The organism is Flavobacterium sp. UBA7680 (assembly GCF_002482975.1).
GTDB lineage: Bacteria > Bacteroidota > Bacteroidia > Flavobacteriales > Flavobacteriaceae > Flavobacterium.
Map to the genome: position 1 here is coordinate 1 of NZ_DLHA01000050.1, position 25,733 is coordinate 25,733.

Annotated in this window: 15 protein-coding genes; 7 read left to right on the forward strand and 8 right to left on the reverse strand. The window is 32.5% G+C overall.

What is annotated here, in order from left to right; all coding sequences use genetic code 11:
- Positions 1-64: 64 nt before the first annotated feature.
- The 3 genes from B3C18_RS20215 to B3C18_RS20225 form a co-directional block, all read right to left on the reverse strand.
- Complete coding sequence (locus tag B3C18_RS20215) at positions 65-553, reverse strand: flavodoxin family protein (protein ID WP_291150936.1); 489 nt, start codon at positions 551-553, stop codon at positions 65-67.
- A gap of 7 nt (positions 554-560) precedes the next feature.
- Positions 561-2,009, reverse strand: coding sequence for a Fe-S cluster assembly protein SufB (gene sufB, locus B3C18_RS20220; RefSeq protein WP_129052787.1), 1,449 nt, complete (start codon positions 2,007-2,009; stop codon positions 561-563).
- Positions 2,010-2,092: 83 nt separating this feature from the next.
- A complete protein-coding gene (locus tag B3C18_RS20225) occupies positions 2,093-2,422 on the reverse strand; it encodes a HesB/IscA family protein (protein ID WP_012023267.1) in 330 nt (109 codons plus the stop codon).
- A gap of 373 nt (positions 2,423-2,795) precedes the next feature.
- On the opposite strand from B3C18_RS20225, the gene B3C18_RS20230 reads away from it, so the two are divergent.
- Positions 2,796-3,725 carry a hypothetical protein gene (locus B3C18_RS20230; protein WP_291150942.1) on the forward strand — a complete coding sequence of 310 codons (930 nt, stop codon included), beginning with the start codon at positions 2,796-2,798 and terminating at the stop codon, positions 3,723-3,725.
- A gap of 220 nt (positions 3,726-3,945) precedes the next feature.
- Complete coding sequence (locus B3C18_RS20235; RefSeq protein WP_291150944.1) at positions 3,946-4,803, forward strand: MBL fold metallo-hydrolase; 858 nt, start codon at positions 3,946-3,948, stop codon at positions 4,801-4,803.
- Between the two features lie 63 nt (positions 4,804-4,866).
- On the opposite strand, the gene B3C18_RS20240 is transcribed toward B3C18_RS20235, so the two are convergent.
- Both B3C18_RS20240 and B3C18_RS20245 read right to left on the reverse strand, forming a co-directional pair.
- Positions 4,867-8,250 (reverse strand): T9SS type A sorting domain-containing protein, encoded by a 3,384-nt coding sequence (locus tag B3C18_RS20240; RefSeq protein ID WP_291150947.1) that lies wholly within the window; start codon positions 8,248-8,250, stop codon positions 4,867-4,869.
- A gap of 149 nt (positions 8,251-8,399) precedes the next feature.
- Positions 8,400-13,445, reverse strand: a complete 5,046-nt coding sequence (locus B3C18_RS20245) for a LamG-like jellyroll fold domain-containing protein (RefSeq protein WP_291150950.1) — start codon at positions 13,443-13,445, stop codon at positions 8,400-8,402.
- A 215-nt stretch (positions 13,446-13,660) separates the two neighbouring features.
- On the opposite strand from B3C18_RS20245, the gene B3C18_RS20250 reads away from it, so the two are divergent.
- From B3C18_RS20250 to B3C18_RS20260, 3 genes are all read left to right on the forward strand, one after another.
- Entirely contained in the window at positions 13,661-13,837 is a 177-nt protein-coding gene (locus tag B3C18_RS20250; RefSeq protein ID WP_291150953.1) for a hypothetical protein, read from the forward strand.
- A gap of 154 nt (positions 13,838-13,991) precedes the next feature.
- A complete protein-coding gene (locus B3C18_RS20255; RefSeq protein WP_291150956.1) occupies positions 13,992-15,626 on the forward strand; it encodes a S8 family peptidase in 1,635 nt (544 codons plus the stop codon).
- Between the two features lie 65 nt (positions 15,627-15,691).
- Positions 15,692-17,572, forward strand: a complete 1,881-nt coding sequence (locus tag B3C18_RS20260; protein WP_291150959.1) for a M1 family metallopeptidase — start codon at positions 15,692-15,694, stop codon at positions 17,570-17,572.
- A gap of 69 nt (positions 17,573-17,641) precedes the next feature.
- On the opposite strand, the gene B3C18_RS20265 is transcribed toward B3C18_RS20260, so the two are convergent.
- From B3C18_RS20265 to B3C18_RS20275, 3 genes are all read right to left on the reverse strand, one after another.
- On the reverse strand, positions 17,642-18,844 hold the full coding sequence (locus B3C18_RS20265; protein ID WP_291150962.1) for a DUF418 domain-containing protein: 1,203 nt from the start codon (positions 18,842-18,844) through the stop codon (positions 17,642-17,644).
- Between the two features lie 144 nt (positions 18,845-18,988).
- The gene (locus B3C18_RS20270) at positions 18,989-20,188 is read right to left on the reverse strand and encodes a DUF418 domain-containing protein (RefSeq protein ID WP_291150969.1); all 1,200 of its coding nucleotides are present in this window, start codon (positions 20,186-20,188) and stop codon (positions 18,989-18,991) included.
- Positions 20,189-20,360: 172 nt separating this feature from the next.
- Entirely contained in the window at positions 20,361-21,299 is a 939-nt protein-coding gene (locus B3C18_RS20275; RefSeq protein WP_291150972.1) for an L-threonine 3-dehydrogenase, read from the reverse strand.
- A 312-nt stretch (positions 21,300-21,611) separates the two neighbouring features.
- On the opposite strand from B3C18_RS20275, the gene B3C18_RS20280 reads away from it, so the two are divergent.
- Entirely contained in the window at positions 21,612-22,220 is a 609-nt protein-coding gene (locus B3C18_RS20280; protein ID WP_291150976.1) for a hypothetical protein, read from the forward strand.
- Positions 22,213-25,578 carry a transcription-repair coupling factor gene (mfd, locus tag B3C18_RS20285; RefSeq protein WP_291150979.1) on the forward strand — a complete coding sequence of 1,122 codons (3,366 nt, stop codon included), beginning with the start codon at positions 22,213-22,215 and terminating at the stop codon, positions 25,576-25,578. Before B3C18_RS20280 ends, mfd begins: the two co-directional genes overlap by 8 nt.
- Positions 25,579-25,733 lie beyond the last annotated feature (155 nt).

Here is a 25,733-nt window from a genome sequence, read left to right on the forward strand (position 1 = left end):
AGGATTTCTTTATCACCAATTGAGGCGTGAAGGTTTTTTATTGATAACATTGTTTTTTTTTATTTTATATAAATGTCAATTCTATTTTTGTTGTTTGGTTTAGAATGTTGGCATTAAAATGCGCGTGTCCTAAATATTCCATGCCTAAATAATCGGCTGATTTTTTGAACGGAATGTAAAAACTGTCTTCAATTTCATCGTCGTGTGAATTGGATATCACACCAATTTTCTTTCCTCTCAATTTTCGTCCGGTTTCTTTTTCAATTCGGATTAAATCCGAAAAACGATCAAAGAAAACCTTCATTATTCCACTCATATTATACCAATATATTGGCGTTGCAAAAATTAAAGTGTCGTATTGTTCGAGTATTCTTCTTATTAAAGGAAGAAAATCATCTTCTCTGTTTTTGCTTTCGTAATCATAATAGGAAATATTATAATCACTTAAATCAATTACATCTATTCCGGTATCTTTAGAAATTTCATCCACAATTTTGGTTGTGTTTCCGTTTTTTCTGGACGAACCTAAAATGATTACTTTTCTACCTTCCATTTTGTAATTATCCTACAGAACCTTCTAAAGAAATCTCTAATAATTTTTGAGCTTCAACCGCAAATTCCATTGGAAGTTTGTTCAATACATCTTTACTGAAACCATTTACAATTAAGGCAATCGCTTTTTCAGTTGGGATACCTCTTTGGTTACAATAAAAAACCTGATCTTCTCCAATTTTACTTGTAGTTGCTTCATGCTCTATTTTAGCTGATGGATTTTTACTTTCGATATAAGGGAAAGTATGTGCTCCACAATTGTTCCCCATTAAAAGAGAATCACATTGCGAAAAGTTTCTTGCATTCTCAGCTCTTGGGCTAATTTGCACTAATCCACGGTAACTGTTTTGTGATTTACCAGCCGAAATACCTTTAGAAATAATAGTCGATTTAGTGTTTTTTCCTAAATGGATCATTTTAGTTCCAGTATCAGCTTGTTGGTAATTATTAGTAACAGCGATTGAATAAAATTCTCCAACCGAATTATCTCCTTTAAGTACACAAGAAGGATATTTCCAAGTTACAGCAGAACCAGTTTCAACCTGTGTCCAAGAAATTTTAGCGTTTGTTTCGCATAAACCTCTTTTGGTTACGAAGTTGTAAACTCCGCCTTTTCCTTCTTTGTTTCCAGGAAACCAGTTTTGAACGGTAGAATATTTAATTTCAGCATCGTCAAGAGCAATTAATTCAACTACAGCGGCGTGTAATTGATTTTCGTCACGACTTGGAGCTGTACATCCTTCAAGATAAGAAACGTAACTTCCAGCATCTGCAATAACCAAAGTTCTTTCGAATTGTCCGGTTCCTGCTTGATTGATTCTGAAATAAGTTGAAAGTTCCATTGGGCAGCGAACGCCTTTTGGAATATAACAGAAACTTCCATCAGAGAAAACCGCTGAGTTTAATGCTGCGTAGAAGTTGTCTTTTTGAGGTACAACAGTTCCTAAATATTTTTTTACTAATTCAGGATGTTCTTTGATAGCTTCAGAAATTGGACAGAAAATAATTCCTTTTTCGGCCAATGTTTTCTTGAAAGTCGTTGCTACAGAAACAGAATCGACAACAATATCCATTGCGACATTGTTCATCATTTTTTGTTCATCAACAGAAATTCCAAGTTTTTTGTACATCTCTAATAATTCTGGATCAACATCATCCAAAGTTTTGTTAGGATCTACTTGTTTTGGAGCTGAATAATAAGAAATTGCCTGAAAATCTGGTTTTTCGTAACGTACGTTTGCCCATTCTGGTTCAATCATTTCTTTCCATGCGCGAAAAGCCTCGATGCGCCATTCGGTCATCCATTCTGGTTCTTCTTTTTTAAGCGAAATAGCTCTTACAATTTCTTCGTTTAAGCCAATAGGGAAAGTCTCAGATTCTATATTAGTATAAAATCCGTATTCATATTCTTTGGTTTCGAGTTCGATTTTTAAATCGTCTTCTGTGTATTTGCTCATTATTTTTTTGTTGTCTAATAGTTTTAAAGTCTAAAGTTTGAAGTCAATTTAGTCTTTATGACTTTACGACTTTCGGCTTTTGACTAAAGAGAGAATGATTCGCCGCAGCCACAAGTTCTGCTTGCATTTGGATTATTGAAAACGAATCCTTTTCCGTTTAATCCGCCAGAAAATTCTAAAATTGTACCGGCAAGGTATAGGAATGATTTTTTTTCAACTGCAATTTGTATATCATTGTCTACGAATATTTTGTCATCTTCGCCCTTTGTTTTGTCAAACTTTAAATCATAAGACAAACCAGAGCATCCACCACTTTTTACGCCTACTCTTACGTAGTCGCTTGCGGCGTCAAAACCATCATCTGTCATCAAGTCGATGATTTTCTTTTTGGCTGTATCAGAAACCTTTATCATTGTTTATGGTATTTGTTTTTAAAAGATCATTTTAATCTGCATTTAAATAGTAATCAATTTATTACATAAAATTTAAATGCCAATTTCAACGTTCAAATGAAATTGTCTGCAAAGATACGACTTAAAAACCTTTTTCCATAACGGTTCACATTATTATAACAAATGTTAAAATAGACAGAAGTTATTTTGGCATAAAAGCTCTTTATTGAGTGACTTTTATTTTACAAGGGATTTTGTTTTTGAACGAAAAGTCAGATGATTCTGTAAAATACTGGTTTACTGTGTTTTAAGTTATTGTAAATAAGCGAAAAAACCGTATTTCTACTTGTTTAGTCGAATAAAATAATGGTATTTTTGCAATAAATTGTGATGAATGATGAAGAAAAATTACACAAACGAATGGATCAGGGCACTTTTAGCAATATTCTTTATTTTTGGAATAGGTGCTACTTTTTATATATTCAGTAAAGAACTAAAAGACGAGGCAGACAAGGAAGAAGCAAGCAATAAAAAAATTAAACTTGTCAATAACAATAAGGAATATATTGCCCAAAAAAGTATTCTTGATTCTTTAAATGTTTTGAAATTAGAATATGATGTTGCAATTTTAGAAAAAACGGCTCTTTCGCAGCAATTGGCATTTGAAAAGAAGAATGTCGAAAATTTAATGGAAATTATAAAAGCATCTGAAAATCCTTCGAATAATCAAATTCAAATTTTTAGAAAACAGCTTTCAGATATGCAGACAGCATTAGCCTCTAAAATTGCAGAAATAAAAAGCCTTAAATCGCAAAATAAAAGCCTGCTTACTGAAATTGAGTCTCAGAATGTTGTTATGTACAAACAAAAGGCAGAAAATGATACTTTAATTTTAAAACAGAAAAAGTTAGAATCAACTATAAAAGATGCTTCTAAACTGGCTTTAAGTAATTTTAAAGTAATTGCTCTTCGTGAAAAAAAATCGGGAAAAGAGCAGGAAACAGATAGGGCAAAAAGCACGAATAAACTAAAAGTAAGTTTTTCGGTTAACGGAAATGCGGTTGCTAAAACAGGAAAAAGAGTATTTTATATTCAGGTTTTAGACCAAAAAAATACTGTTTTGGGCGAAAATAAATTAATAGAATTTGGCAACGATAAAGCTTTGGTTTACAGTTTTATTGTGGCAGCAGATTTTCAGGGAAAATCTTTAAACCTTTACGGAATTTTAAATTCTGATGAAAATCCGTTTAAAAAAGGAACTTACTTTGTCAACTTCTTCGACAAGCAGGAAATAATGGGAAGTGCTTCAATTACTTTGGAATAAAAGTATTTTTTTAGCCCACGAATTTTACTGATTTAACGGGTTTACACAGAATTTTATTGATCGAAACTCGACAAGGTTACTTTTTGTCAGGAATAAAAATACAGCGGAAATCAGTTACATCTGTAAAATCCGTGGTCAAATTACATCTATAGGAGAAACATTATTAGCAAAAGGAGATTGGATTTCCTAGCTTTGTTTTCAATATTAGAAATGTACTCTTATGAAACTTTACCCTATAGAATCCGGAAATTTTAAATTAGATGGCGGCGCTATGTTTGGCGTTGTTCCTAAAACTATTTGGAATAAAACCAATCCGGCCGACGAAAATAACCTTATTGATATCGCAGCGCGCTGTTTACTTATTGAAGATGGAAAACGCCTGATTTTGATTGATACCGGAATGGGAGATAAGCAATCAGAGAAATTCTTTGGATATTATTCACTTTGGGGATCACATTCTATTGATAAATCTTTGTCAAAATATGGTTTTCACCGAGATGATGTTACGGACGTTTTTATGACACATTTACATTTTGATCATTGCGGAGGAAGTGTTCAATGGAATTCTGATAAAACTTTTTATGAGCCGGCTTTTAAAAATGCAAAATTCTGGACAAATGAAAATCATTGGAATTGGGCAACAAAACCTAATCCTCGTGAAAAAGCTTCTTTCTTAACAGAAAATATTATCCCAATGCAGGAAAGCGGACAATTGAATTTTGTTGAAAGACCGGAAAGTGATTTTGGTTTTTCAAATGAATTAGGTTTCGGAATTTTCTATGCAGATGGTCATACCGAAAAACAAATGATTCCGCATATTCAATATCAGGATAAAACGATAGTTTTTTGTGCCGATTTATTGGCAACAGCCGGACATCTTCCGCTTCCATATGTTATGGGTTACGATACAAGACCTTTGTTGACAATGCCGGAAAAAGCTAAATTTTTAAATGCTGCGGCAGATAATAATTATTATCTTTTTTTGGAACACGATGCTCACAATCAAATTATAACAGTCGAACATACAGAAAAAGGCGTGAGACTAAAAGAGGTTTTTACTTGCGAAGATATCTTCTAAAAACATAAAAAAATCCCATTTTCAACTTAATGAAAATGGGATTTTTTATTAACTAAAGTGAAATTATTCGAGGATTACTTTTTTAGCAGAAGCAGCGTCCTGATTAATTAAGTAAACGTAGTAAACTCCTTTTGGCAGACCAGATAAATTAATTGTATTGTCTGTATTACCAGAATTTAATTTAACTGATTTTACAAGTTGTCCTAATACATTATAAACGTCTGCTTTTTCTAAACTAACATTTTGAATGTTTAAAACACCTTTTGTTGGATTTGGATAAACAGCGACTTTATCAAAAATCGAAGTTTCAAGACCTAAAGTACAATTTGAATTTGCAGCATAAAATGCAGTAGCATCTTTTAGGTTTTTCCAATTTGCATTAGAATAAGCAACGTCATCAACTATGATGCAAGTTAAATTTGGATTATTGTTGAAATTTGTATACTTGCGATCGAAAATAGTGTTATTTCCGTTTTTTAGATTCAATGAAGTTAGTTTATTTAGATCGACCTGTAAACGAGTTATTTTCGTATTGTTAGAAATATCAACGCTTGTTAACGAATTGGAATAACAGTAAAAAATATTCAATTCCGTATTTTTTGAAACATCAATGGTGGTCAAAGAATTATCGGCAATACTTAAGTTGTTAAGCAATGTGTTTTTTGATACATCTAAAGATGTCAATTGATTTGTATCAGAATAAAAGGTATACAAATTTATATTTTTTGAAATATCAAGAGCCGTAATTTTGTTATAAGAACAATCTATAAAACCTAATTTAGTATTCTTTGTAACATCCAGACTTGTTAAAGCATTTCTATAACAAGTAAAGTCTGTTAAATTAATGTTGGCTGAAACATCTAACGAAGTCAATAGGTTTTCATGACAACTTAAATTAGTTAGATTAGGAGCATTTTTTAGATTTAAACTCGTTAGTTTATTACCGCTACAGAGAACAAAAACCAGGGCATTATTTTTAGATAAATCTAATGTGGTTAATTGATTATTGAAAACTACTGCATTATTTAGTTGTAGGTTTTTGGATAAATCTAATGAAGTTAATTGATTATTATCTGCATTTAAACTAGTTAAATTGATGTTTTGACTTACATCTAAAGTTGTTAATTCGTTTTTGCTTACACCTAGACCGCGTAATGAAACATTTGACTGAATGTTTATATTTTTCAATTTGTTTTCGCGTAAGTTTACTGAAAACAAGCTTTTATTTGAAGAAAGATTTAATGTTGTTAATTGATTCTTACTTGCAGTCAGTACTGTTAATTCTCTAAATGCTTCAATTCCTGTTAAGTCTTTGATAGAAGAATCTGTAACGTCTAAAGAAGTTAAAGGAGCAATATTTATGGTTAAAACTTTTCCGTCAGGAGTTCCAGAGTCGATTCCTAAACTGATTAATTTAGTTTCAAAGTTAACGTCCGGAATTGATGTTGTTGCATTACAATCTGTAGTAAGACTTGCCGTTTTGTCTCTTGTAATACTCCAGTTTTTAAAGGCATAATCTACATCAGCAACCAGAATACAAGTCAGCTTATTGTAAATACAGTTTAATAAAGTTAATGCGGTATTTTTCTTAAGATCTAAACCAGTTAATAAATTACGATCGCAGGCCAATGTATTTAAATTTATATTAGCTGATAGATCTAAATTTGTCAATTGATTAGAGGAAATAGATAATGAGTTTAATGCTATATTTTTAGATAAATTAATTGTTGTTATTTGATTTTCATTACAATATAAGTATTTCAACGCCAAATTGCTCGAAACATCCAAATTCGTAAAGTTATTGTTGTATGCCCATAAAGTAGTAAGTGCTAAATTTTTAGAAATATCAATAGTTGTCAATTTATTATAAGATAAAGTCAAATCTTGTAGATCTAAATTATTGGATACGTCAAGAGCGGTTAATTTATTCTGGTTGCATCTTAAACTAGTTAATTTTGTATTCTTTGAAAGATCTAAAGTAGTAATTTGATTATCAGAACAATCTAAACTCTTCAAAGCGATAAAATCCTGAATTCCTGTCAAATCAGCAATAGAACTCGCATAGATATTTAAGGTTGTTAAAGAAGAAATATTTGAAGTTAGAACTTTTCCATTTATACCATCTCTGTCAATTCCAAGAGCATACAGTTTTTTTTCAAAATTGACATCAGGAATTAAAGTATATGCTTTGCAATCTGTGCTAAAACTCGCCATCGGATCTTTTACTTGAGACCAACGTTTATTTGCATCTTCTACATTATCTACCTGAATGCATTCTAGGTAATTACCGTAAAAGGTTGCGTAATTGGCATTCGGATTAAATAAATAGTTTGCTCCGTTTTGTATATTCAAATAAGTTAACAAATTAGTATGGGCGGTCATTACAGTCAATTTATTGTTTTTACTCAGATCGAGACTTTTTAACAAATTGTTACTACACCATAAAAGATCTAATTTCAAATTAGAGAATAATTCTAGAGTTTTAAGACTATTATGGGTGCAGTTTAGACTTTCCAACATTAATTGTTTAGAAACATCTATGCTTGTAAGCTCATTGTGGTTGCAATCAATAGTTTTAAGTGCAGTATTGTTAGAAAGATCAAGCGCGGCTAATTTATTATTTGCACATTGCAGAGTAATTAAGAGCGGATTATTAGCAAGATTCAATGTTGTTAATAGATTATTGCCACAAGATAAAATGGTTAGTTTGCTGTTTTTAGATATGTTTAATTGAGTTAATCGATTGTCGTAACAATACAAATAATCTAAAGCAATAAAATCTTCAATTCCGGTAAGGTTGGTAATAGAACTGTTACTAACATTCAAAGAAGTTAAAGAAGCCACTTTTGAAGTCAAAACCTGACCATCTGGAGCACCCGAATCAATACCCAGACTGATTAATTTGTTTTCAAAAGCAAGGTCCGGAATTTGGGTGTATTTTTCAGGAACAGCATCTGTGTAGACCTCAACATCATCAATTAAAATATCAAAAACAGCACTGTCAAAACTAAACATGGAAATTGACAGGTCATAAGAAAGATCCGAATCAGGTGTAAAAGTTGTTTCTTTTTGTGTCCATGAATTGTTAGATGCAAAAGAGCTGCCTGACATACTTGTCGCACTTCCATCTTTAGAAATTTTTAGCGAAATAGGATGATCACCACCGTAATTACTGCTAAGGTATTTGTACTTATATTTTACAGTATAGGTAATGCCGGCTTTCATTGGTACCTGGGCAATAATTTTTGCAGAAGCAGTGGTAAAAGATAATTTTGCACTATACTGTCCAGTTGCAGCATCAGGGCTTGAAGCAACAGTATTAGAAATGGCCCAGTTATCAGGCGTTCCTCCGGTCCAGTTTTCAAATCCCCCGTTTGGGACTAAATTGGTTTGTGCATAAATAGAAAAATTTGCTAAAAATAGCAGTAAAAGTAGTTTTGTTTTCATAGGCTGATTAATTATTATAGTACAAGGGTATAAAATATAAGCGAGATTTCTTTACGTCTTTCCGTAAAAGCACCATATATCTTTAATAAAATAAAATCCCATTTTCATTAAATTGAAAATGGGATTTTTAGTTTAACTAAAGTGAAATATTATTCGACGATTACTTTTTTAGCCGAAGTAGCGTCTTGATTGATTAAATAAACATAGTAAACACCTTTTGGTAAGCCACTTAGATTGATTGAATGATTTACATCGGCAGCATTTAAGTTAAACGATCTTACTAATTGACCTAGTGAATTGTAAACATTCGCTTTTTCTAAGTTTACATTTTTAATATTCACTTCCCCTTTTGTTGGGTTTGGATAAATTACTGCTTTGCTAAATACAGAATCTTCAAGCCCTAATGTACAAGTTTCAGAATAAACGGTAGTGGTTTCCTTAATCTTAGACCAATTTGCATTTGCATACGCAGCATTGTCAACTTTGATACAGCTTAAAGATGAAATTCCTAAAAAGCTTGTGCCCAAACTGCCTGCTTTTTTACCAGTGTCTGAAGCAAGAATAAAGTTTGTGTTATTTCCATTTTTGACATTTAAAGAAGTTAAAGGATTTGAAACAAGATATATTACCTTAAGATTTATATTGTTAGAGAAATCTAAATTACTAATTTGATTTATAGAGGCATTTAAAATCTCTAATTTCAAGTTTTTACTTAAATCTAAAAGAGTTAAGTTGTTGTTACTGCAGTCTAAAAATGTTAAATTGGTAAAAGCTTCAATTCCGGTCAAATCAGTTATATTACTATTTGAAAGGTCTAAAGAAGTAACAGCGCTTATGTCTGTAACAAATATTTTACCATTAAGACCATCTGTATCAATTCCTAAATCTATTAATTTTTGTTCAAATTTAGAATCAGGTATTAAGATAATTTCGGGTGTTTCGCATAAGGTATTAAAAGATGCAGTATTATCTTTTGCAACTGACCAATTTGTATTTGAAAAATTAATATTGTCAACCTGGATACAAGTTAAATTAGGGTTGTTTTTCAAATTATTGTCCATCTTTGTAAAGTTGGCATTGTTGCCATTTTTTAAATTAAGACTTGTTAATTGATTAGAAGAACATCTTAGATAATTTAAAACCGTATTTTTAGAAATATCAAGATTTGTCAATAAATTAGAACTACAATTCAAGCCGCTCAAATTAAGGTTTTTAGAAGTATCTAACGCTTTTAATTTATTAGAGTCACATTCTATTCTTACTAAATCAGTATTTTTAGAAACATTCAGACTTGTTAACTGGTTGCTGTTGCAATATAAACCGTTTAATAATATGTTTTTTGAAAGATCTAAACTGGTTATTTGATTATGCTCACATGATAAATTGGTTAAAAATGTATTTTTAGAAATATCTAAAGAGCTTAATTGATTAGAGCCACAATATAAGTGTGATAAATAAATATTTTTAGACACATCAAGATCTGTAACATTATTTCCAGTAAAATTCAACATTTGTAATGTTATATTTTTAGAAAGATCTATACTTGAAACTTGGTTATTATGAAAATACAAGTCTGTTAAATTTGTATTGTTAGAAACATCCAAAGTTGTTATCTGATTATCGCCAACAGATAAAAAGTTTAAACTTGTATTTTTAGAAACATCAATATTCGTTAATTGGTTATTATCAACATCTAAATTTACCAGAGATGTAAAATCCTGAATTCCTGACAAATTACTAATTGATTTTGAGCTAATAAACAAATCAGTTACGTTAGAAATATTTGAAGTAAGCACTTTTCCATCAACAGCACCAGAGTCCAAACCATTTAATATTAATGCTTTTTCAAAATTAGGGTCTGGTATTAATGTATATTTTTGCGCACAATTCGTATTGAAGCTTGCGCCGGCATCTTTTTTAGCTGCCCAGTTTGCATTTGAATAAGCAATATCATCAACCTGAATACAAGTTAAATTAGGATTGTTTGTAAGATTTAGATATGCAAATTTATCATTGTTTGCATTCTTCAAATTTAGACTCGTTAATTGATTAGAATTAGAATATAAACCGACTAAAGCAGTATTTACGCTAACATCCAAAGTAGTTAGCTGATTTTTTGAACAATTTAAAAATTCTAAAACTTTATTTTTGCTTATATCCAAATTTGTTAATTGATTAGACTGACAATACAACTCTGTTAATGCAGTGATTTTAGAAACATCCAAGGTGGTTATTTTATTTTCACGACAATCCAGAAGATTTAAAGCGGTATTCTTACTTACATCTAAACTGGTTAATTGACTGGTATTACATCCCAAAAATGTTAACGCAGTATTATTGCTTACATCCAAAGCAGTATATTGGTTTGAACCAGAATCTAATTTTGTTAAAGCTGTATTTTTTTTAACATCCAAAGAGGTTAATTTATTTGAGTAGCAAACTAAGTCAGTTAAGGCAAGATTATTACTTACATCTAAATATGTAATCTGGTTGTTGTTACAATCTAAAACAGTCAAAGCAGTATTTTTACTTACGTTTAATGCTTTCAGACTATTTTGACTGCAATTCAAATTAGTTAATGATACGAAGTCTTGTATTCCTGTTAAATCTGAAATACTACTTTTACTAACGTCTAAGGAAGTTATGGTGTTAATATTAGAAGTAAGAACTTTTCCATCAATTGGAAAACGATCTAATTTCAAATTGATCAATTTTTGTTCAAAACTCGGATCTGGAATTAAAGTATAAGCAAGCTGTTCACCAGGGTTATACATAGCTGAAATTTCTTCCTGACTCAAAACACGATTCCAAATACCAACATCATCAATTTTTCCTTTAAATGCTTGGTTTACGGTATCAGGTATCCTTTGTCCTATTCTAAAGATATTCCCAACATTATTTAAATTAACAGCTTTTTGATCTACAAATTTCCCATTTACATATATCGAAAGTTTAGTTCCATCATAAGTAAGAGTAAAAAAGTACCAACTATCATCAGAATAATTAAAATTATTTAGGTAAAAATCATTACTTGAAAAATTTGGTCCCGTAGTAATATTAAGATAACCTTTACTGTAAATTGAGAGAGAAAGTCGTTGTAAATTTTCTAATGCACCATAATTAAAAATACAAGTTTCAGATTTATTTGGATCAGCGAAAGCATTATCTGTTTTAAACCAACCAGAAATCGTTCTTGGAGAATTGCCTTGAGGAATATTCGGTATAGTTGCACCGATATAGTCGGTGAGACCATTAAAGTTGTAAGCACTATTGATATTTCCAAATCTATCTGTTGTTAAAGCGGCATTATAAACACCTCCGTGTGATTTATTACCGCTCACATCATTTGCGTTACCACTAAAAGGATAATAAGCGATCAGACCATTTGTAGGTATTTTATCATCAATCTGAATTGGCTTAATAGTTATAGATATTGCTAATCTTGAAGAGCTTTCACATCCGTTAATTGTTTGCGATGCATAATATGTACCTGTTTGTAAAACAGTTGATAAACTTAACACATTAGAAGATACAGGATCAGCATACCACTTAATGTTTGTGCCGCTGGCGACTAAATCGGCAACGGTTGCCCCTTCATCAAATATTTGTGCACTTGCGGTTGGTGGCGGTGTACTTTCTTCGCTGATATTTACAGTATTTGTAACTAAACACCCGTTACTGTCCCTTACTATAACCTGGTAGATTCCTGCTGATAAACCAGTAAATACATTTGAAGATTGATAAGTAGAAGATGAAATAGAATATTGATATGGTAGTGTTCCTCCATTCGCCGTCAAGGTCAGAGTTCCATTATTGCTGTTACATGTATTTGTGATTGTAGCTAATAAAATAAGAGATGATGTCTGTGTAATATCTATACTTTTTGTGATGGATAATGAAGCAGCATCTGTTATCTTACATGTGTAATTTCCAGCGGTCAATCCTGTAATCGAGCTGGTTGTTTTTCCATTAGACCAAAGATATGTATATGGTGCTGTACCGCCTGAAACATCAGTTATCGAAGCTGAACCACCTACATCGCCTGAACAGGTTATGTTAATTTGAGATGTCTTTACAGTCAATGAACCCACACAATTTAAAAGAGTCGGAATATTTTTATCCGTAGATGTACCGTCACCCAGTTGACCTAAGGAATTGCCTCCCCAAACCCATAAGCTTTCATCTGTTTTCATGGCAATTGTATGAATAGAACCTCCATCAATCATTTGCCAATTTTTTTCCGTACCTATTTGCACCGGAATAAGACTATTGATTTTTGTACCATTTCCGAATTCGCCATCAGCATTATAACCCCAAGCCCATAAAGACCCATCTGTTTTTACAGCAATTGTATATTTTACTCCTCCGTTTACAGTTTTCCAATCTGTTGATGTACCAATTTGTGTTGGAACATTTTTAGTTATTGTAGTACCATCTCCTAATGCACCATAGGTATTATCACCCCAAATCCATAAACTACCATCTGTTTTTATAGCAATTGTATGATCACTTCCCGCAGCTATTGTTTTCCAATTGGTTGCTGTTCCTATTTGTTTTGGTACACGGCTGTTTGTTGTAGTACCATCTCCTAATGCTCCTAAAGTATTTTTCCCCCACGTCCATAGAGTACCATCTTTTTTCAAGGCAACGGTATGAAGCATTCCTGCTGCTACATTTTGCCAATTGTTATCTGTTCCTACTTGCGTCGGAATGTTTTTATCAAGAGTGCTGCCATTTCCTAATTGCCCGGAAAAATTATTTCCCCAAGCCCATAAAGTACCATCCGTTTTTAAAGCAACTGTATGACCATGTCCTGCTACTATTGTTTGCCAATTTTTTAATGTCCCTATTTGTTGTGGAGCGTTAAAATTGGTAGTAAATGAGCCATTTCCTATTTGTCCTAAACCACCATATCCCCAGGCCCATAAAGAGCCATCTGTTTTTAGGGCAACGGTATGAGCCCAGCCCGCAGCTACTGTTTTCCAATCACTAGCCGTTCCCATCTTTGTGGGAATATTTACGCTTGCAGGTGTGCTGTTACCTAATTGTCCTTGATCATTAGCTCCCCATATCCACAATGTACCGTCTGTTCTTACGCCAACGGTATGACTGTATCCTGCAGCTGCTGTTTTCCAGCATTGTGCATTTATTGATAAGTAAGAAAAGAATAGTAGTAAAAGTAGTTTTGTTTTCATAGGCATAGCTAAATGTTTGATAGCACAATGATACAATAATCATTTTAGATTTTATTACGGGAAACCGTATTAAACAAAAATATTTTTTTGCTTAAACTTAATAATTGTAGAAAAAATCGTATATAATTATATTTTTTGTAGGTTTTATTTTATATATTAGCGAAATAGCGGAAACCGAAAAGCTAATGAGTAGGTGAAAATAAAAATTGATTATTATGAATTTAAATGATTTTATCGAAAATGCAAATGAATTAGGTGTAGTAACACTTGAACAAAATCAACTAAAAGAAGTTAATGGAGGAATTGGAGGACCAGCACAAAAGAGAATAACATATGATGTTAGTCCTGAAGACGCATATCTTATATTATATTATCAAGAAGTCAGAGGATGATTTTAATTCTTTAGTTAAAGCCGAGTTTAAAAACTCGGTTTTTTTTTATAATTTTTATCTGAATATTCACAAATAGGTGTTAATGGTTGGCATATTGTAACAAAAAAGCATAATTTAGGCGCATCTTTTAACTTTACAATTATATTCTAGATACATGAGTCATATAAAACCTCTCAAATTATCTGCTTTTGCATTACTTGTTTTAGCAGGTTGCAGCGCAACTTTACAAGCGCAAGTTTCAACTTCTAAAGAATTTATTACAGCGCCTTTATCAGTTGTAAAAAAAGCTCCGGTTAGTGAAAATGAATTAAAAAGATGGAGTCATCTTGATTTAATAAAAGATTCTATCCCGGGAATGAGTGTTGATAAGGCTTACGCCGAATTACTTCAGGGTAAAACAGGAAAAAAAGTTATTGTAGGAATTGTAGATTCTGGTGTTGATATTGAGCACGAAGATCTTAAAGGAATGATTTGGACTAATCCAAAAGAAATTCCAGGAAACGGAATCGACGATGATAAAAACGGATTTATTGATGATGTTCACGGATGGAATTTCCTTGGAAATGCTGTTGCCGAAAATCTTGAAATGACCCGTATCATTAAAAAGAAAGATGACGGTTCTGCAGAATACAAACAAGCTTTAGAACAATATACAAAAAAATATGAAGAAGCTTTAAAAGACAAAGAACAAGTAGATTTTTTACTTGATGTTCATTCAACAATCAAAAAAGAGCTTAATAAAACAACATATAAAGTTGAAGATTTAGCAGCAATTACTTCTACAGATTCAAAAGTCTTGAGAGATAAAGAAATAATGACTCGCATTTTCACAAACGCAGGTCCAACTTTTGATCCTGAAGCTGATTTTGAAGAATACAGAGAACAAGTTTACGATCAATTAAACTACAACTTAAACAAAGAATTTGACGGAAGAAAAGTAGTAGGCGATAATCCGGAAGACATTAAAAACAACCATTATGGAAATAATATTGTTTTTGGTCCGGATAAAGAAAAAGCACTTCATGGAACTCACGTTGCCGGAATCATTGCACAAGTTCGCGGCAATAATTTAGGTGGAGACGGAGTAGCAAACAATGTAGAAATTTTAACGGTAAGAGCAGTTCCTGATGGAGATGAATACGATAAAGATATCGCTCTGGCAATTCGTTATGCCGTTGATAACGGTGCAAAAGTAATCAACGGAAGTTTCGGAAAAAGTTTTTCTCCGCATAAACAATGGGTTTACGATGCTATTAAATATGCAGCAAAAAAAGATGTTTTAATTGTTCACGCAGCAGGTAACGATGGTTACAATATTGACGAAACAAAAAACATCAATTATCCAAACGATTCTCAGGACAATATCAAAGAATTTGCTGATAACGTAATCACAATTGGAGCAATTAATAAACAATATGGAGAAACTGTTGTGGCAGGATTTTCAAACTTCGGAAAAATAAATGTAGACGTTTTTGCTCCGGGTGAAGAAATCTATGCAACTGTTCCAAACAACAAATACAAATACTTGCAGGGAACTTCAATGGCGTCTCCAAATGCAGCGGGTGTTGCAGCATTGATTCGTTCTTATTATCCAAAATTAAAAGCTTCTCAGGTTAAGAAAATTTTAATGGATTCTGGTGTTGCACTTCCAGCAACAGTTGTTCTTGGCGAAAGCAAAAATCCAAATGAAAAACCAGTTGCAGTTTCTTCTGCAGAATCATCAAAAACAGCAAAAATGGTAAATGCTTATAACGCTTTATTAATGGCTGAAAAAATGTCGAAGAAATAAACAATATATAGAATACTAATCCAATGGAAGAGCCGCAGCTCTTCCATTTTCATTATTAAATTAACATGCGAAAAATTATTTTACTTTCTTTTTTGAGCTTAGGTTTAAACGCTTCTTTTGCCCAAAGTACCCCATATTGGCAGCAGCACGCCGACTATAAAATGGAGGTTTCAATGGATGTAAAAAACTATCAGTACAAAGGAAAACAAGAATTGGTTTATACCAATAATTCTCCTGATACATTAAGAAAAGTGTTTTATCATTTATTCCCAAATGCTTTTCAGCCGGGAAGTGAAATGGACGCTCGTCTTCATTTTATCAAAGATCCAGACGGAAGAATGGTAAATAAAGTAAAAACTGCCGACGGAAAAGAGGTAAAACAAAGCCGTATTGAATCTTTGAAACCAAATGAAATTGGGTATTTAAAAATTTCTGATTTCAAACAAGACGGAATTTCAGCTCAAACAAGAGTTTCGGGAACTATTTTAGAAGTGATTTTGCCTAAACCAATTTTGCCAAATTCAAAAACCACTTTTACTTTAGGTTTTGATGGACAAGTTCCAGTGCAGATTCGTCGTTCTGGAAGAAACAATTCTGAAGGCGTTGAACTTTCAATGTCACAATGGTATCCAAAATTAGCCGAATTTGATTTTGAAGGATGGCACGCAGATCCATACATCGCAAGAGAATTTCACGGTGTTTGGGGGAATTTTGATGTAAAAATTACAATCGATAAAGACTACACAATTGGAGGTTCTGGATATTTACAAGACAAAAACACAATTGGTCACGGTTATGAAGATGCTGGAGTAACAGTTGTTTATCCTAAAAAAGCAAAAACATTAACATGGCATTTTATTGCACCAAACGTTCACGATTTTACCTGGGCAGCAGACAAAGAATACACGCATGATATTGTAAAAGGACCAAACGATGTCGATTTGCATTTCTTCTACAAAAACAATGAAAAAACGACTGCAAACTGGAAACAGTTAGAACCTTTAATGGTAAAAGTGATGGATTATTACAACCATAGAGTTGGAGCATATCCGTACAAACAATATTCATTTATTCAGGGCGGCGACGGCGGAATGGAATATGCAATGTGTACTTTGATGTTAGGAAATGGAACTCTTGAAGGAATTCTGGGAACTGCAACTCACGAATTAGGGCACTCTTGGTTCCAGCATATTTTAGCTTCAAACGAATCAAAACACCCTTGGATGGACGAAGGTTTTACAACTTACATTGAAGACAGTGCTTTGAATGAATTAAAAGGAGATAAAAAAGAAGCAAATCCGTTCAAAGGAACTTATGCTGCTTATTACAGTTTAGTAAATTCTGGAAAAGAACAGCCACAGACAACGCACGGAGATCGTTACGATGAAAATCGTCCATACAGTATTTCATCTTATGTAAAAGGATGTATCTTTTTAGCACAATTAGAATATGTAATTGGAAAAGAAAGTCTGGATGCAACTTTAAAAAGATATTTCAACGATTTTAAATTCAAACATCCAACTCCAAACGACATTAAAAGAACTGCAGAAAGAGTTTCTGGAGCAGAATTAGATTGGTATTTAATTGACTGGGCACAAACGGCCAATACAATTGATTACGGAATTAAAGATGTTGCTGATAATTCAGGAAAAACAACAATTACTTTAGAAAGAATTGGAAGAATGCCAATGCCAATCGATTTAAAAGTGGATTATACAGACGGAACTTCTGAAAACTTCTACATTCCGTTAAGAATGATGAATTTCATTAAACCAAATCCAAACCCGAATGAGAAAAGAACAGTTGTAGAGGATTGGGCTTGGGCAATGTCGAACTACAGTTTTACAATTGACAAGAACAAAACAGCAATCAAAAAAATCACTATTGATCCAAGCGGATTAATGGCTGATGTAAAACCTGCAAATAATGTTTTTGAAGTGAAATAATCAACTTTGATAAAATAATAAAAGCCCTTAAAATTAATTTTTTAAGGGCTTTTTTATTTAGTAATAAATCTATAAAACAGGTTTTATATCTGTTACAATATCGTTTTGTACCGTCTTTTTTAAAGGAAACATTTTTCTATAACTTAAAACTCTCCATAACCATTCAACCGGGCCATAATTGAATTTTGAAAGCCACCATTTGCTTATAAACAACTGAATTGTAAAAACAAAAATGGCTAAGAAAAAGTAAAACCAATACGGCAGCGTATTGTAAATTTTGAAACCAATTCCCGAGAAAAGAAAACACGCAATAATATTTTGCATCAAATAATTGGTTAGCGTCATTTTACCGCTCACTCTAAAATAGCTAAAAATTGTTTTCAGTTTTCCGTTAGTATACAACAAACAAATTCCAGACGCAATACATATCATTGTATTTATTATGATCCAAAAAACAGGATGAAAAATTGGGAAAGTTACTTTCTGATTAATCGCAATTTGAAAAAGAACACCTGCAATTATGGCCATAATCAATGTAATGAAAAAAGTCTTTTTTAATTGTTTTTTAAATTCGGGTAAACGATTAAAAAAGTTAATTTTTTGAGCATAAAAACCTAAAAGCATAAGCGCAAACATTACAACATGAACCGTAACAGCATAACCAAGACTAATCATTTCCTGATAATAAGTTCCAAGTAAATTAAATTGAAATACATCCAGCCAATTATCAGAATAAAATAATTTTAAATATTTGGCAGTAGACTGCACATCGGGTAATGTTTGTTTTATCGAATTAATATAAGCGCTAAGAAACGGAACAGATAAAAGAAGAATTCCAGACGTTATTAAAATTGTTTTTGGAGAACTTCTGTAAAAGAACAAAAGCAGCAACCCTAAAAAAGCATAATCTTTTAAGATATCTCCGAGCCAAAAAGCAGAATTTATAAAAGCAAAAATGAACAGGATAAACATTCTCCAGCAAAAAAAGGAAACAGGATTTTTACCTTTTTCGGCAACATTATTAATAAGAACAGCAAATCCGTAACCAAATAAAATGCTTAACAAAGTCCAGGATTTAGCAGAGAAAAAGTAGAGATTGAAATAGCTGACAATCTCAGAAAAAATCCCTTTTTTCATGATAAAACGTTCTAATCCGATGTAACGGAAATCGACATAATTTCCTATTGCAACTCCCAATAAAGCCCAGCCTCGTAAAATATCTACAATAGCGGTTCTTTTATCTTCCTGAATGGGCTGAAATGAATTTGTCATAAATTAAAATGGTTTTTGGTATAAAATGTTTTTGGTTTAAGGTATTCAAATGTAAGAAAATAATCAGAAAATCAATTTTTATAACATTATGTGAAATAAAATAAGATGTTAAAAAATCTCGAAATAAATTCGGGATTTCTTGTTTTACACCGTTCTTACTTCCGAAATAATATCCGATTGAATTTTCTTCTTAAGCGGAAATAATTTTCGATAACTGGCAGATCTCCATAACCATTCAATTGGGCCGTAATTGTATTTTGAAAGCCACCATTTGCTTATAAATAATTGAATAATAAACACAAAAACCGCTAGCGAAAAGTAAAACCAATAAGGCATAGTGTCAGCGATTCCGAAACCAATTCCGGAGAAGATAAAGGCGCCTAAAATATTTTGAGTTATATAATTGGTTAATGTCATTTTTCCGCCGGCACTAAAATAATCGAATATCGTTTTTAGTTTCTTAGAATCGTAAAGCAGAATAATTCCCGATACAATAAAAATCATTGTACTTATTATAAACCAGAAATAAGGATGAAAGAAATTAAGAAATTCAGCTTTATTTTCAGTAGTAAAGTAAAAAACAACACCCAATATAACAGCAATAAACAAGCTGCTTATAAGCACATAGATTAAAAGTTTTTTCATTTCTTTTAAACGATTAAAAAAATCTAATTTTTGGAGCATAGCACCAAAAAGCATGCACGCCAGCATTACAGTATGTGCTACAATAGCATAACCGGGAGCAATGATTTGCTGGTAAAAATTAGCCAAGAGATTAAATTTAAAGAACTCCAGCCAGTTTCCAGAATGATATAGTTTTAAATATTCCGGATTGGTAATAATGGATATTCTTTCAATGTTTAAGCCTTTGATATAAGCCATTATAAAAGGCACAGCAAGAATAAGAACGGCAGAAATATAACCCAGTGTTTTTGCTGAACTTTTATGAAACAACAATAATATAAGTCCTAAAAAGGCATAATCTTTAAGGATGTCGCCAAACCAAAAACTAGAATCAATAAAAGCTAAACCAAAAAGCAATAACATTCGCCATGTAAAAAAGGTAACAGGGTTTTTGCCTTTTGCAGCAACGTTATTAATTAAGATGCCAAAGCCATAACCAAATAAAACAGTTAGTAAAGTCCAGGATTTTCCAGCTAAAAAATACTCATCAAAATAGGATAGTATATCAGATACAAGATTATTCTTGGTTTCGTGTGGAATACCGATGCGGATATAACCGGAATAATTGCCAATAGCAACACCTAATAAAGCCCAGCCACGAAGAATATCCAGAATAGCAGTTCTTTTGCCTTGCTCGACAGGATGATAAGAATTTGTCATTTGATTAACGCTTTTTGTTGTGATTTGATTGATGATTTTAGATAATTTCAAAATTATTCTAATATAATCAAAAGTAAGAAAATTAAGCAGTTAACAAAATCCCATCATAAAAAAAGCGTGCTATTCTAAAAATATTTTTAAAATAGCACGCTTAGTATTTAGTATATTGAGATTAACTCAAATGTTCAATCATATCTTTAGTCATTGATTCCAAATCAAATTTATGATTCCAGTTCCAGTCTTCTCTTGCAGAAGTATCGTCAATACTTGCCGGCCAGCTGTCCGCAATTTTCTGACGGAAATCAGGATTATAAGTAATTTCAAATTCAGGAATATGTTTTTTAATTTCGGCAGCAATTTCAGTTGGCGTAAAACTCATTGCCGCTAAATTGTATGAAGAATGTATTTTAACTTCTTCTGCCGGAGCTTTCATAATATTGATAGTTGCTTCAATTGCATCATCCATATACATCATCGGCATTTTTGTTTCAGATGATAAAAAGCACTCGTATTTTTTATCGGCAATAGCCTTATAAAAAATATCAACCGCATAATCTGTAGTTCCGCCGCCCGGAGGCGTAGACCAGCTTATTAAGCCCGGATAACGAATACTACGAACATCAACACCATAAATATTATGATAGTATTCGCACCATCTTTCTCCCGCTTGTTTGCTAATTCCGTAAACCGTTGAAGGTTCCATAATCGTATATTGTGGCGTATTTTCTTTTGGAGTTGTCGGTCCAAAAACAGCAATACTTGAAGGCCAGAAAATCTTTTGGATTTTTTTAGCTTTCGCCAAATTCAAAACATGAAAAAGCGAATTCATATTCAAATCCCACGCAAAAGCCGGATTTTTTTCTGCCGTTGCAGACAAAAGCGCAGCCATTAAATAAACATCAGTAATTTTATGAACTTCTACCAAATGTTCAATTTGATTAAAATCTAAAGCATTAACCACTTCAAAAGGTCCTGAATTAACAACATCAGTATTTAATTTTCGAATATCAGAAGCGATCACATTTTCGGTTCCGTATAATTTACGCAGTTTTTGCGTCAGTTCAGTTCCAATCTGACCGCAGGCGCCAATGATTAATATTTTTGGATTCATTTGTTTAGATTTAGTGTTGCAAATATAACGTTTTCGCAAATATCAACGTTTTTTCAAACATTAAATTATAAAATTAACAATGATAAAGATCGTTTTTTAGATTATTCACTATTCAAAACGTTAAACTAGATGAGGTTTAGCCACAGATTACACAGATTAAAATGATTTTTTAATTAATTTGAAGAAAAATAATCCATTAAATCATTTTAATCTGTGGCAAAAAAATAACCTTGATTTATAGAATCTTTAGCAAAAAACACAATTCGTAATTGTAAATTTACTTCGTAACTTTGCACCCTAACATTTTATCAAATGAAATATAAAATAGCGCTGTTTTTACTCTTGATTTTTGTACTTCAATCATGTCAAAATGAGAATGAAAAGCGTCTTGCCGAAAATGCGAAAGAAGCTAAAAAGAAAGAAAAAATCTTTAACAATATCAATAAAGCCTGGATTTTTATAGACGAACCAATAAATGAGGTTTCTGAACAAAATGTAAAAGGCTGGACAGAGTGGCGTGATTTCCTAAAAGAAATAGGAGACAAGCCGAGAAAAACTATTGGAGCTTTTCAAAAAAAATCAACTGCGATTTCTAAAAAAGCGATAGCTTTAAATAATAACATTCCATCGCAATTTAATCAACCGCAAATAAAAGCCAGAATTGCTATTTTGATTACCAAAATCAAAATGATGGATTTATTTATTCATTTAAATCAGATTCCAGACGATAAAGTTGCTTTTTTAATTGGTGAAATAAACAAGGAGTTAGTTTCGTTAGAAAGACAAATGGATAAAATTGTAGAGAAAGCCAAAATTCCAAAAGAAGAAGGAGAAGCTGATTTCCTTAAAATGTTAGACACAACCCGCGCAATTCCAAGTTCTGCGCCTCCAATAGATCAAAATTTACCAAGAGTTGAGTAAAAACGCCTTATATACGATATACGACAATTTGCCAAAAGCACAGCAAATTGCAGCCAATTTACTGGAAGGAAATCAGATAAAAATGCACCTTCAGGGTTTGCTGGGATCTGCAGTTTCCTTTATAATACGCTCTGTTTTTAAGAAAATAGAACTGCCTTTTTTGATTGTTTTAGACAACAAAGAAGAAGCGGCGTATTACCTAAACGATTTGGAACAAATGATTGGCGAACAAGACGTTTTGTTTTATCCCGCTTCATTTCGTCGTCCTTATCAAGTTGACGAAACAGACAATGCCAATGTTTTGCTTCGCGCGGAGGTTTTAAACCGAATAAATTCAAGAAAAAAACCAGCCATAATTGTTACGTATCCCGAAGCACTTTTTGAAAAAGTCGTTACACGTCAGCAATTAGATAAAAACACATTAAAAGTCGCTTTAAACGATAAAATTTCAATTGATTTTATCAACGAAGTTTTGTTTGAATACGAATTTAAAAGAGTCGATTTTATTACAGAACCAGGAGAATTTTCGGTTCGTGGAGGAATTGTCGATGTGTTTTCTTTTTCAAACGATCATCCGTATCGAATAGAGTTTTTTGGAAATGAAGTAGACAGCATCAGAAGTTTTGATGTAGAAACCCAATTATCTGTCGAAACACACAAAAAAATTACGATTATCCCGAATGTTGAAAACAAGATATTTCAGGAAAACCGCGCAAGTTTTTTAGATTATATTTCAGAAAAAACAGTACTCTTCATTCAAAATACTGACGGACTTTTTAGTCAGTTAGATAAACAATTTGCAAGGGCAGAAGAAGCTTTCGAAAAACTTTCAGGTGAAATAAAACACGCCACACCGGAACAATTATTTTTAAATCAAAGTTCGTTTATCAAACGCGCTTTAGATTTTTCGATTGTAGAATTGGCTTCAAAACCAATTTTTAAAACCACTAAAAAATTCGAATTTCATATTCAGCCTCAGCCATCTTTCAACAAACAGTTTGATTTATTGCTGAATAATTTGAGTGAGAACCATTTTAACGGTTATAAAAATTATCTGTTTTGTTCGAATGAAACGCAGGCAAAACGTTTTCATGATATTTTTGAATCTTTAGATGAAGCCAATTCAGAGAATATCAGAAAACAATATAATACTATTGTATTGCCTTTATATCAAGGTTTTATTGATGAAGAAAATCAAATAACAGCTTATACTGATCACCAGATTTTTGAGCGCTATCATAAATTTAATATCAAAAACGGATATTCGAAAAAACAGAATATCACTTTAAAAGAATTGACCGCACTTTCAGTTGGTGATTATGTAACACATATCGATCACGGAATTGGAAAGTTTGGCGGTTTGCAGAAAATTCAGGTGGAAGGCAAAACACAGGAAGCTATTAAGTTAGTTTATGCCGATAATGATATTGTGTATGTAAGTATTCATTCGCTTCATAAAATCTCCAAATACAACGGAAAAGACGGAACGCCGCCGAAAATCTACAAATTAGGATCGAACGCCTGGAAAATTTTAAAACAAAAAACCAAAGCGCGTGTCAAACATATTGCCTTCAACTTAATTCAGTTATATGCAAAACGTCGTTTAGAGAAAGGTTTTCAGTTTGCACCAGATAGTTATCTTCAAAACGAATTAGAAAGTTCATTTATTTATGAAGATACACCGGATCAAACTAAATCAACGCAAGAAGTAAAAGCCGATATGGAAAGCGATCGCCCAATGGATCGTTTGGTTTGTGGTGACGTAGGTTTCGGAAAAACTGAAGTTGCTATTCGTGCTGCGTTTAAAGCAGTTGACAACAGTAAACAAGTTGCCGTTTTAGTTCCAACAACTATTCTGGCTTATCAGCATTACAGAACTTTTACAGAACGTTTAAAAGATATGCCGGTAACAATAGGTTATTTAAACCGATTTAGAACGGCAAAACAAAAAACGCAGACTTTAAAAGATTTAGCAGAAGGGAAACTCGATATCGTAATTGGAACACATCAATTAGTAAATAAAAATGTAGTTTTTAAAGACTTAGGTTTATTGATTGTTGATGAGGAACAAAAGTTTGGAGTTAACGTAAAAGATAAACTCAAAACCATTGCAGCCAATGTTGATACATTGACCTTAACGGCAACGCCAATTCCGAGAACGCTTCAGTTTTCGTTAATGGCGGCGCGCGATTTATCGGTAATTACAACGCCTCCGCCAAACCGTTATCCTATTGAAACGAATGTCGTTGGTTTTAATGAAGAGATAATTCGTGACGCGATTTCGTATGAAATTCAGCGAAACGGGCAGGTTTTCTTTATCAATAATAGAATCGAAAATATAAAAGAAGTGGCCGGAATGATTCAGCGTTTAGTTCCAAATGCAAGAGTCGGAATTGGCCACGGACAAATGGACGGTGCGAAACTGGAAGATTTGATGTTAGGTTTCATGAACGGAGATTTCGACGTTTTGGTAGCAACAACCATCATTGAAAGCGGATTGGACGTTCCAAATGCCAACACGATTTTCATCAACAACGCCAATAATTTCGGATTATCAGATTTACACCAAATGCGTGGACGTGTAGGACGTAGCAATAAAAAAGCATTCTGTTATTTCATCTGTCCGCCGTATTCATCCATGACCGAAGATGCCAGAAAACGTATTCAGGCTTTGGAACAATTCAGCGAACTGGGCAGCGGTTTCAATATTGCGATGAAAGATCTTGAAATTCGTGGTGCAGGAGATTTATTAGGCGGCGAGCAAAGCGGTTTCATTAATGAAATTGGTTTTGATACGTACCAAAAAATCATGAACGAAGCGATTGAGGAATTGAAGGAAAACGAATTTAAAGATTTATATCCGGAAGAGAACGATATTGAAACAAAAGAATACGTAAAAGATTTACAAATTGACACTGATTTTGAATTGTTGTTTTCTGATGAATATATCAATAATGTCACCGAGCGTTTAAGTTTATATAACGAATTAGGTTCTGTAAAAAATGAAGCAGAACTGGTTGTTTTCCAAAATAAATTAATTGACCGTTTTGGGCCAATGCCTCCTCGAGCCAATGCATTGATGAATAGTATTCGCATCAAATGGATTGCAACAGCCGTTGGTATTGAAAAACTGGTGATGAAAAAAGGTAAAATGATTGGCTATTTCGTTTCAGATCAACAATCAGATTATTACCAATCCAAGCGTTTTCATAAAATGATAAAATTTGTGCAAACACACAGTAATCTTTGCACAATGAAAGAAAAACAAACTCCAAACGGTTTACGTCTTTTATTGACTTTTGAGAATGTAAAATCTACAAAAAGAGCTTTGGAATTGATGGAATTGTTGGGAGAGTAAATATAAAGTTTGCCACGAATTTCACGAATTTATTTTAAAAATTTTTGCCACAGATTAAAAGGATTATGAGGATTAAAAAAATCATTTAAATCCTTTTAATCTGTGGCAAAAAAAAGAATTAGTGTGAATTCGTGAAATTCGTGGCAAAATAAAAT

Bases quoted from the DNA above. Each gene is read 5' to 3' on its own strand.
- B3C18_RS20215 (WP_291150936.1), bottom strand. From the start codon at position 553: ATGGAAGGTAGAAAAGTAATCATTTTAGGTTCGTCCAGAAAAAACGGA.
- sufB (WP_129052787.1), bottom strand. From the start codon at position 2,009: ATGAGCAAATACACAGAAGACGATTTAAAAATCGAACTCGAAACCAAA.
- B3C18_RS20225 (WP_012023267.1), bottom strand. From the start codon at position 2,422: ATGATAAAGGTTTCTGATACAGCCAAAAAGAAAATCATCGACTTGATG.
- B3C18_RS20230 (WP_291150942.1), top strand. From the start codon at position 2,796: ATGATGAAGAAAAATTACACAAACGAATGGATCAGGGCACTTTTAGCA.
- B3C18_RS20235 (WP_291150944.1), top strand. From the start codon at position 3,946: ATGAAACTTTACCCTATAGAATCCGGAAATTTTAAATTAGATGGCGGC.
- B3C18_RS20240 (WP_291150947.1), bottom strand. From the start codon at position 8,250: ATGAAAACAAAACTACTTTTACTGCTATTTTTAGCAAATTTTTCTATT.
- B3C18_RS20245 (WP_291150950.1), bottom strand. From the start codon at position 13,445: ATGAAAACAAAACTACTTTTACTACTATTCTTTTCTTACTTATCAATA.
- B3C18_RS20250 (WP_291150953.1), top strand. From the start codon at position 13,661: ATGAATTTAAATGATTTTATCGAAAATGCAAATGAATTAGGTGTAGTA.
- B3C18_RS20255 (WP_291150956.1), top strand. From the start codon at position 13,992: ATGAGTCATATAAAACCTCTCAAATTATCTGCTTTTGCATTACTTGTT.
- B3C18_RS20260 (WP_291150959.1), top strand. From the start codon at position 15,692: ATGCGAAAAATTATTTTACTTTCTTTTTTGAGCTTAGGTTTAAACGCT.
- B3C18_RS20265 (WP_291150962.1), bottom strand. From the start codon at position 18,844: ATGACAAATTCATTTCAGCCCATTCAGGAAGATAAAAGAACCGCTATT.
- B3C18_RS20270 (WP_291150969.1), bottom strand. From the start codon at position 20,188: ATGACAAATTCTTATCATCCTGTCGAGCAAGGCAAAAGAACTGCTATT.
- B3C18_RS20275 (WP_291150972.1), bottom strand. From the start codon at position 21,299: ATGAATCCAAAAATATTAATCATTGGCGCCTGCGGTCAGATTGGAACT.
- B3C18_RS20280 (WP_291150976.1), top strand. From the start codon at position 21,612: ATGAAATATAAAATAGCGCTGTTTTTACTCTTGATTTTTGTACTTCAA.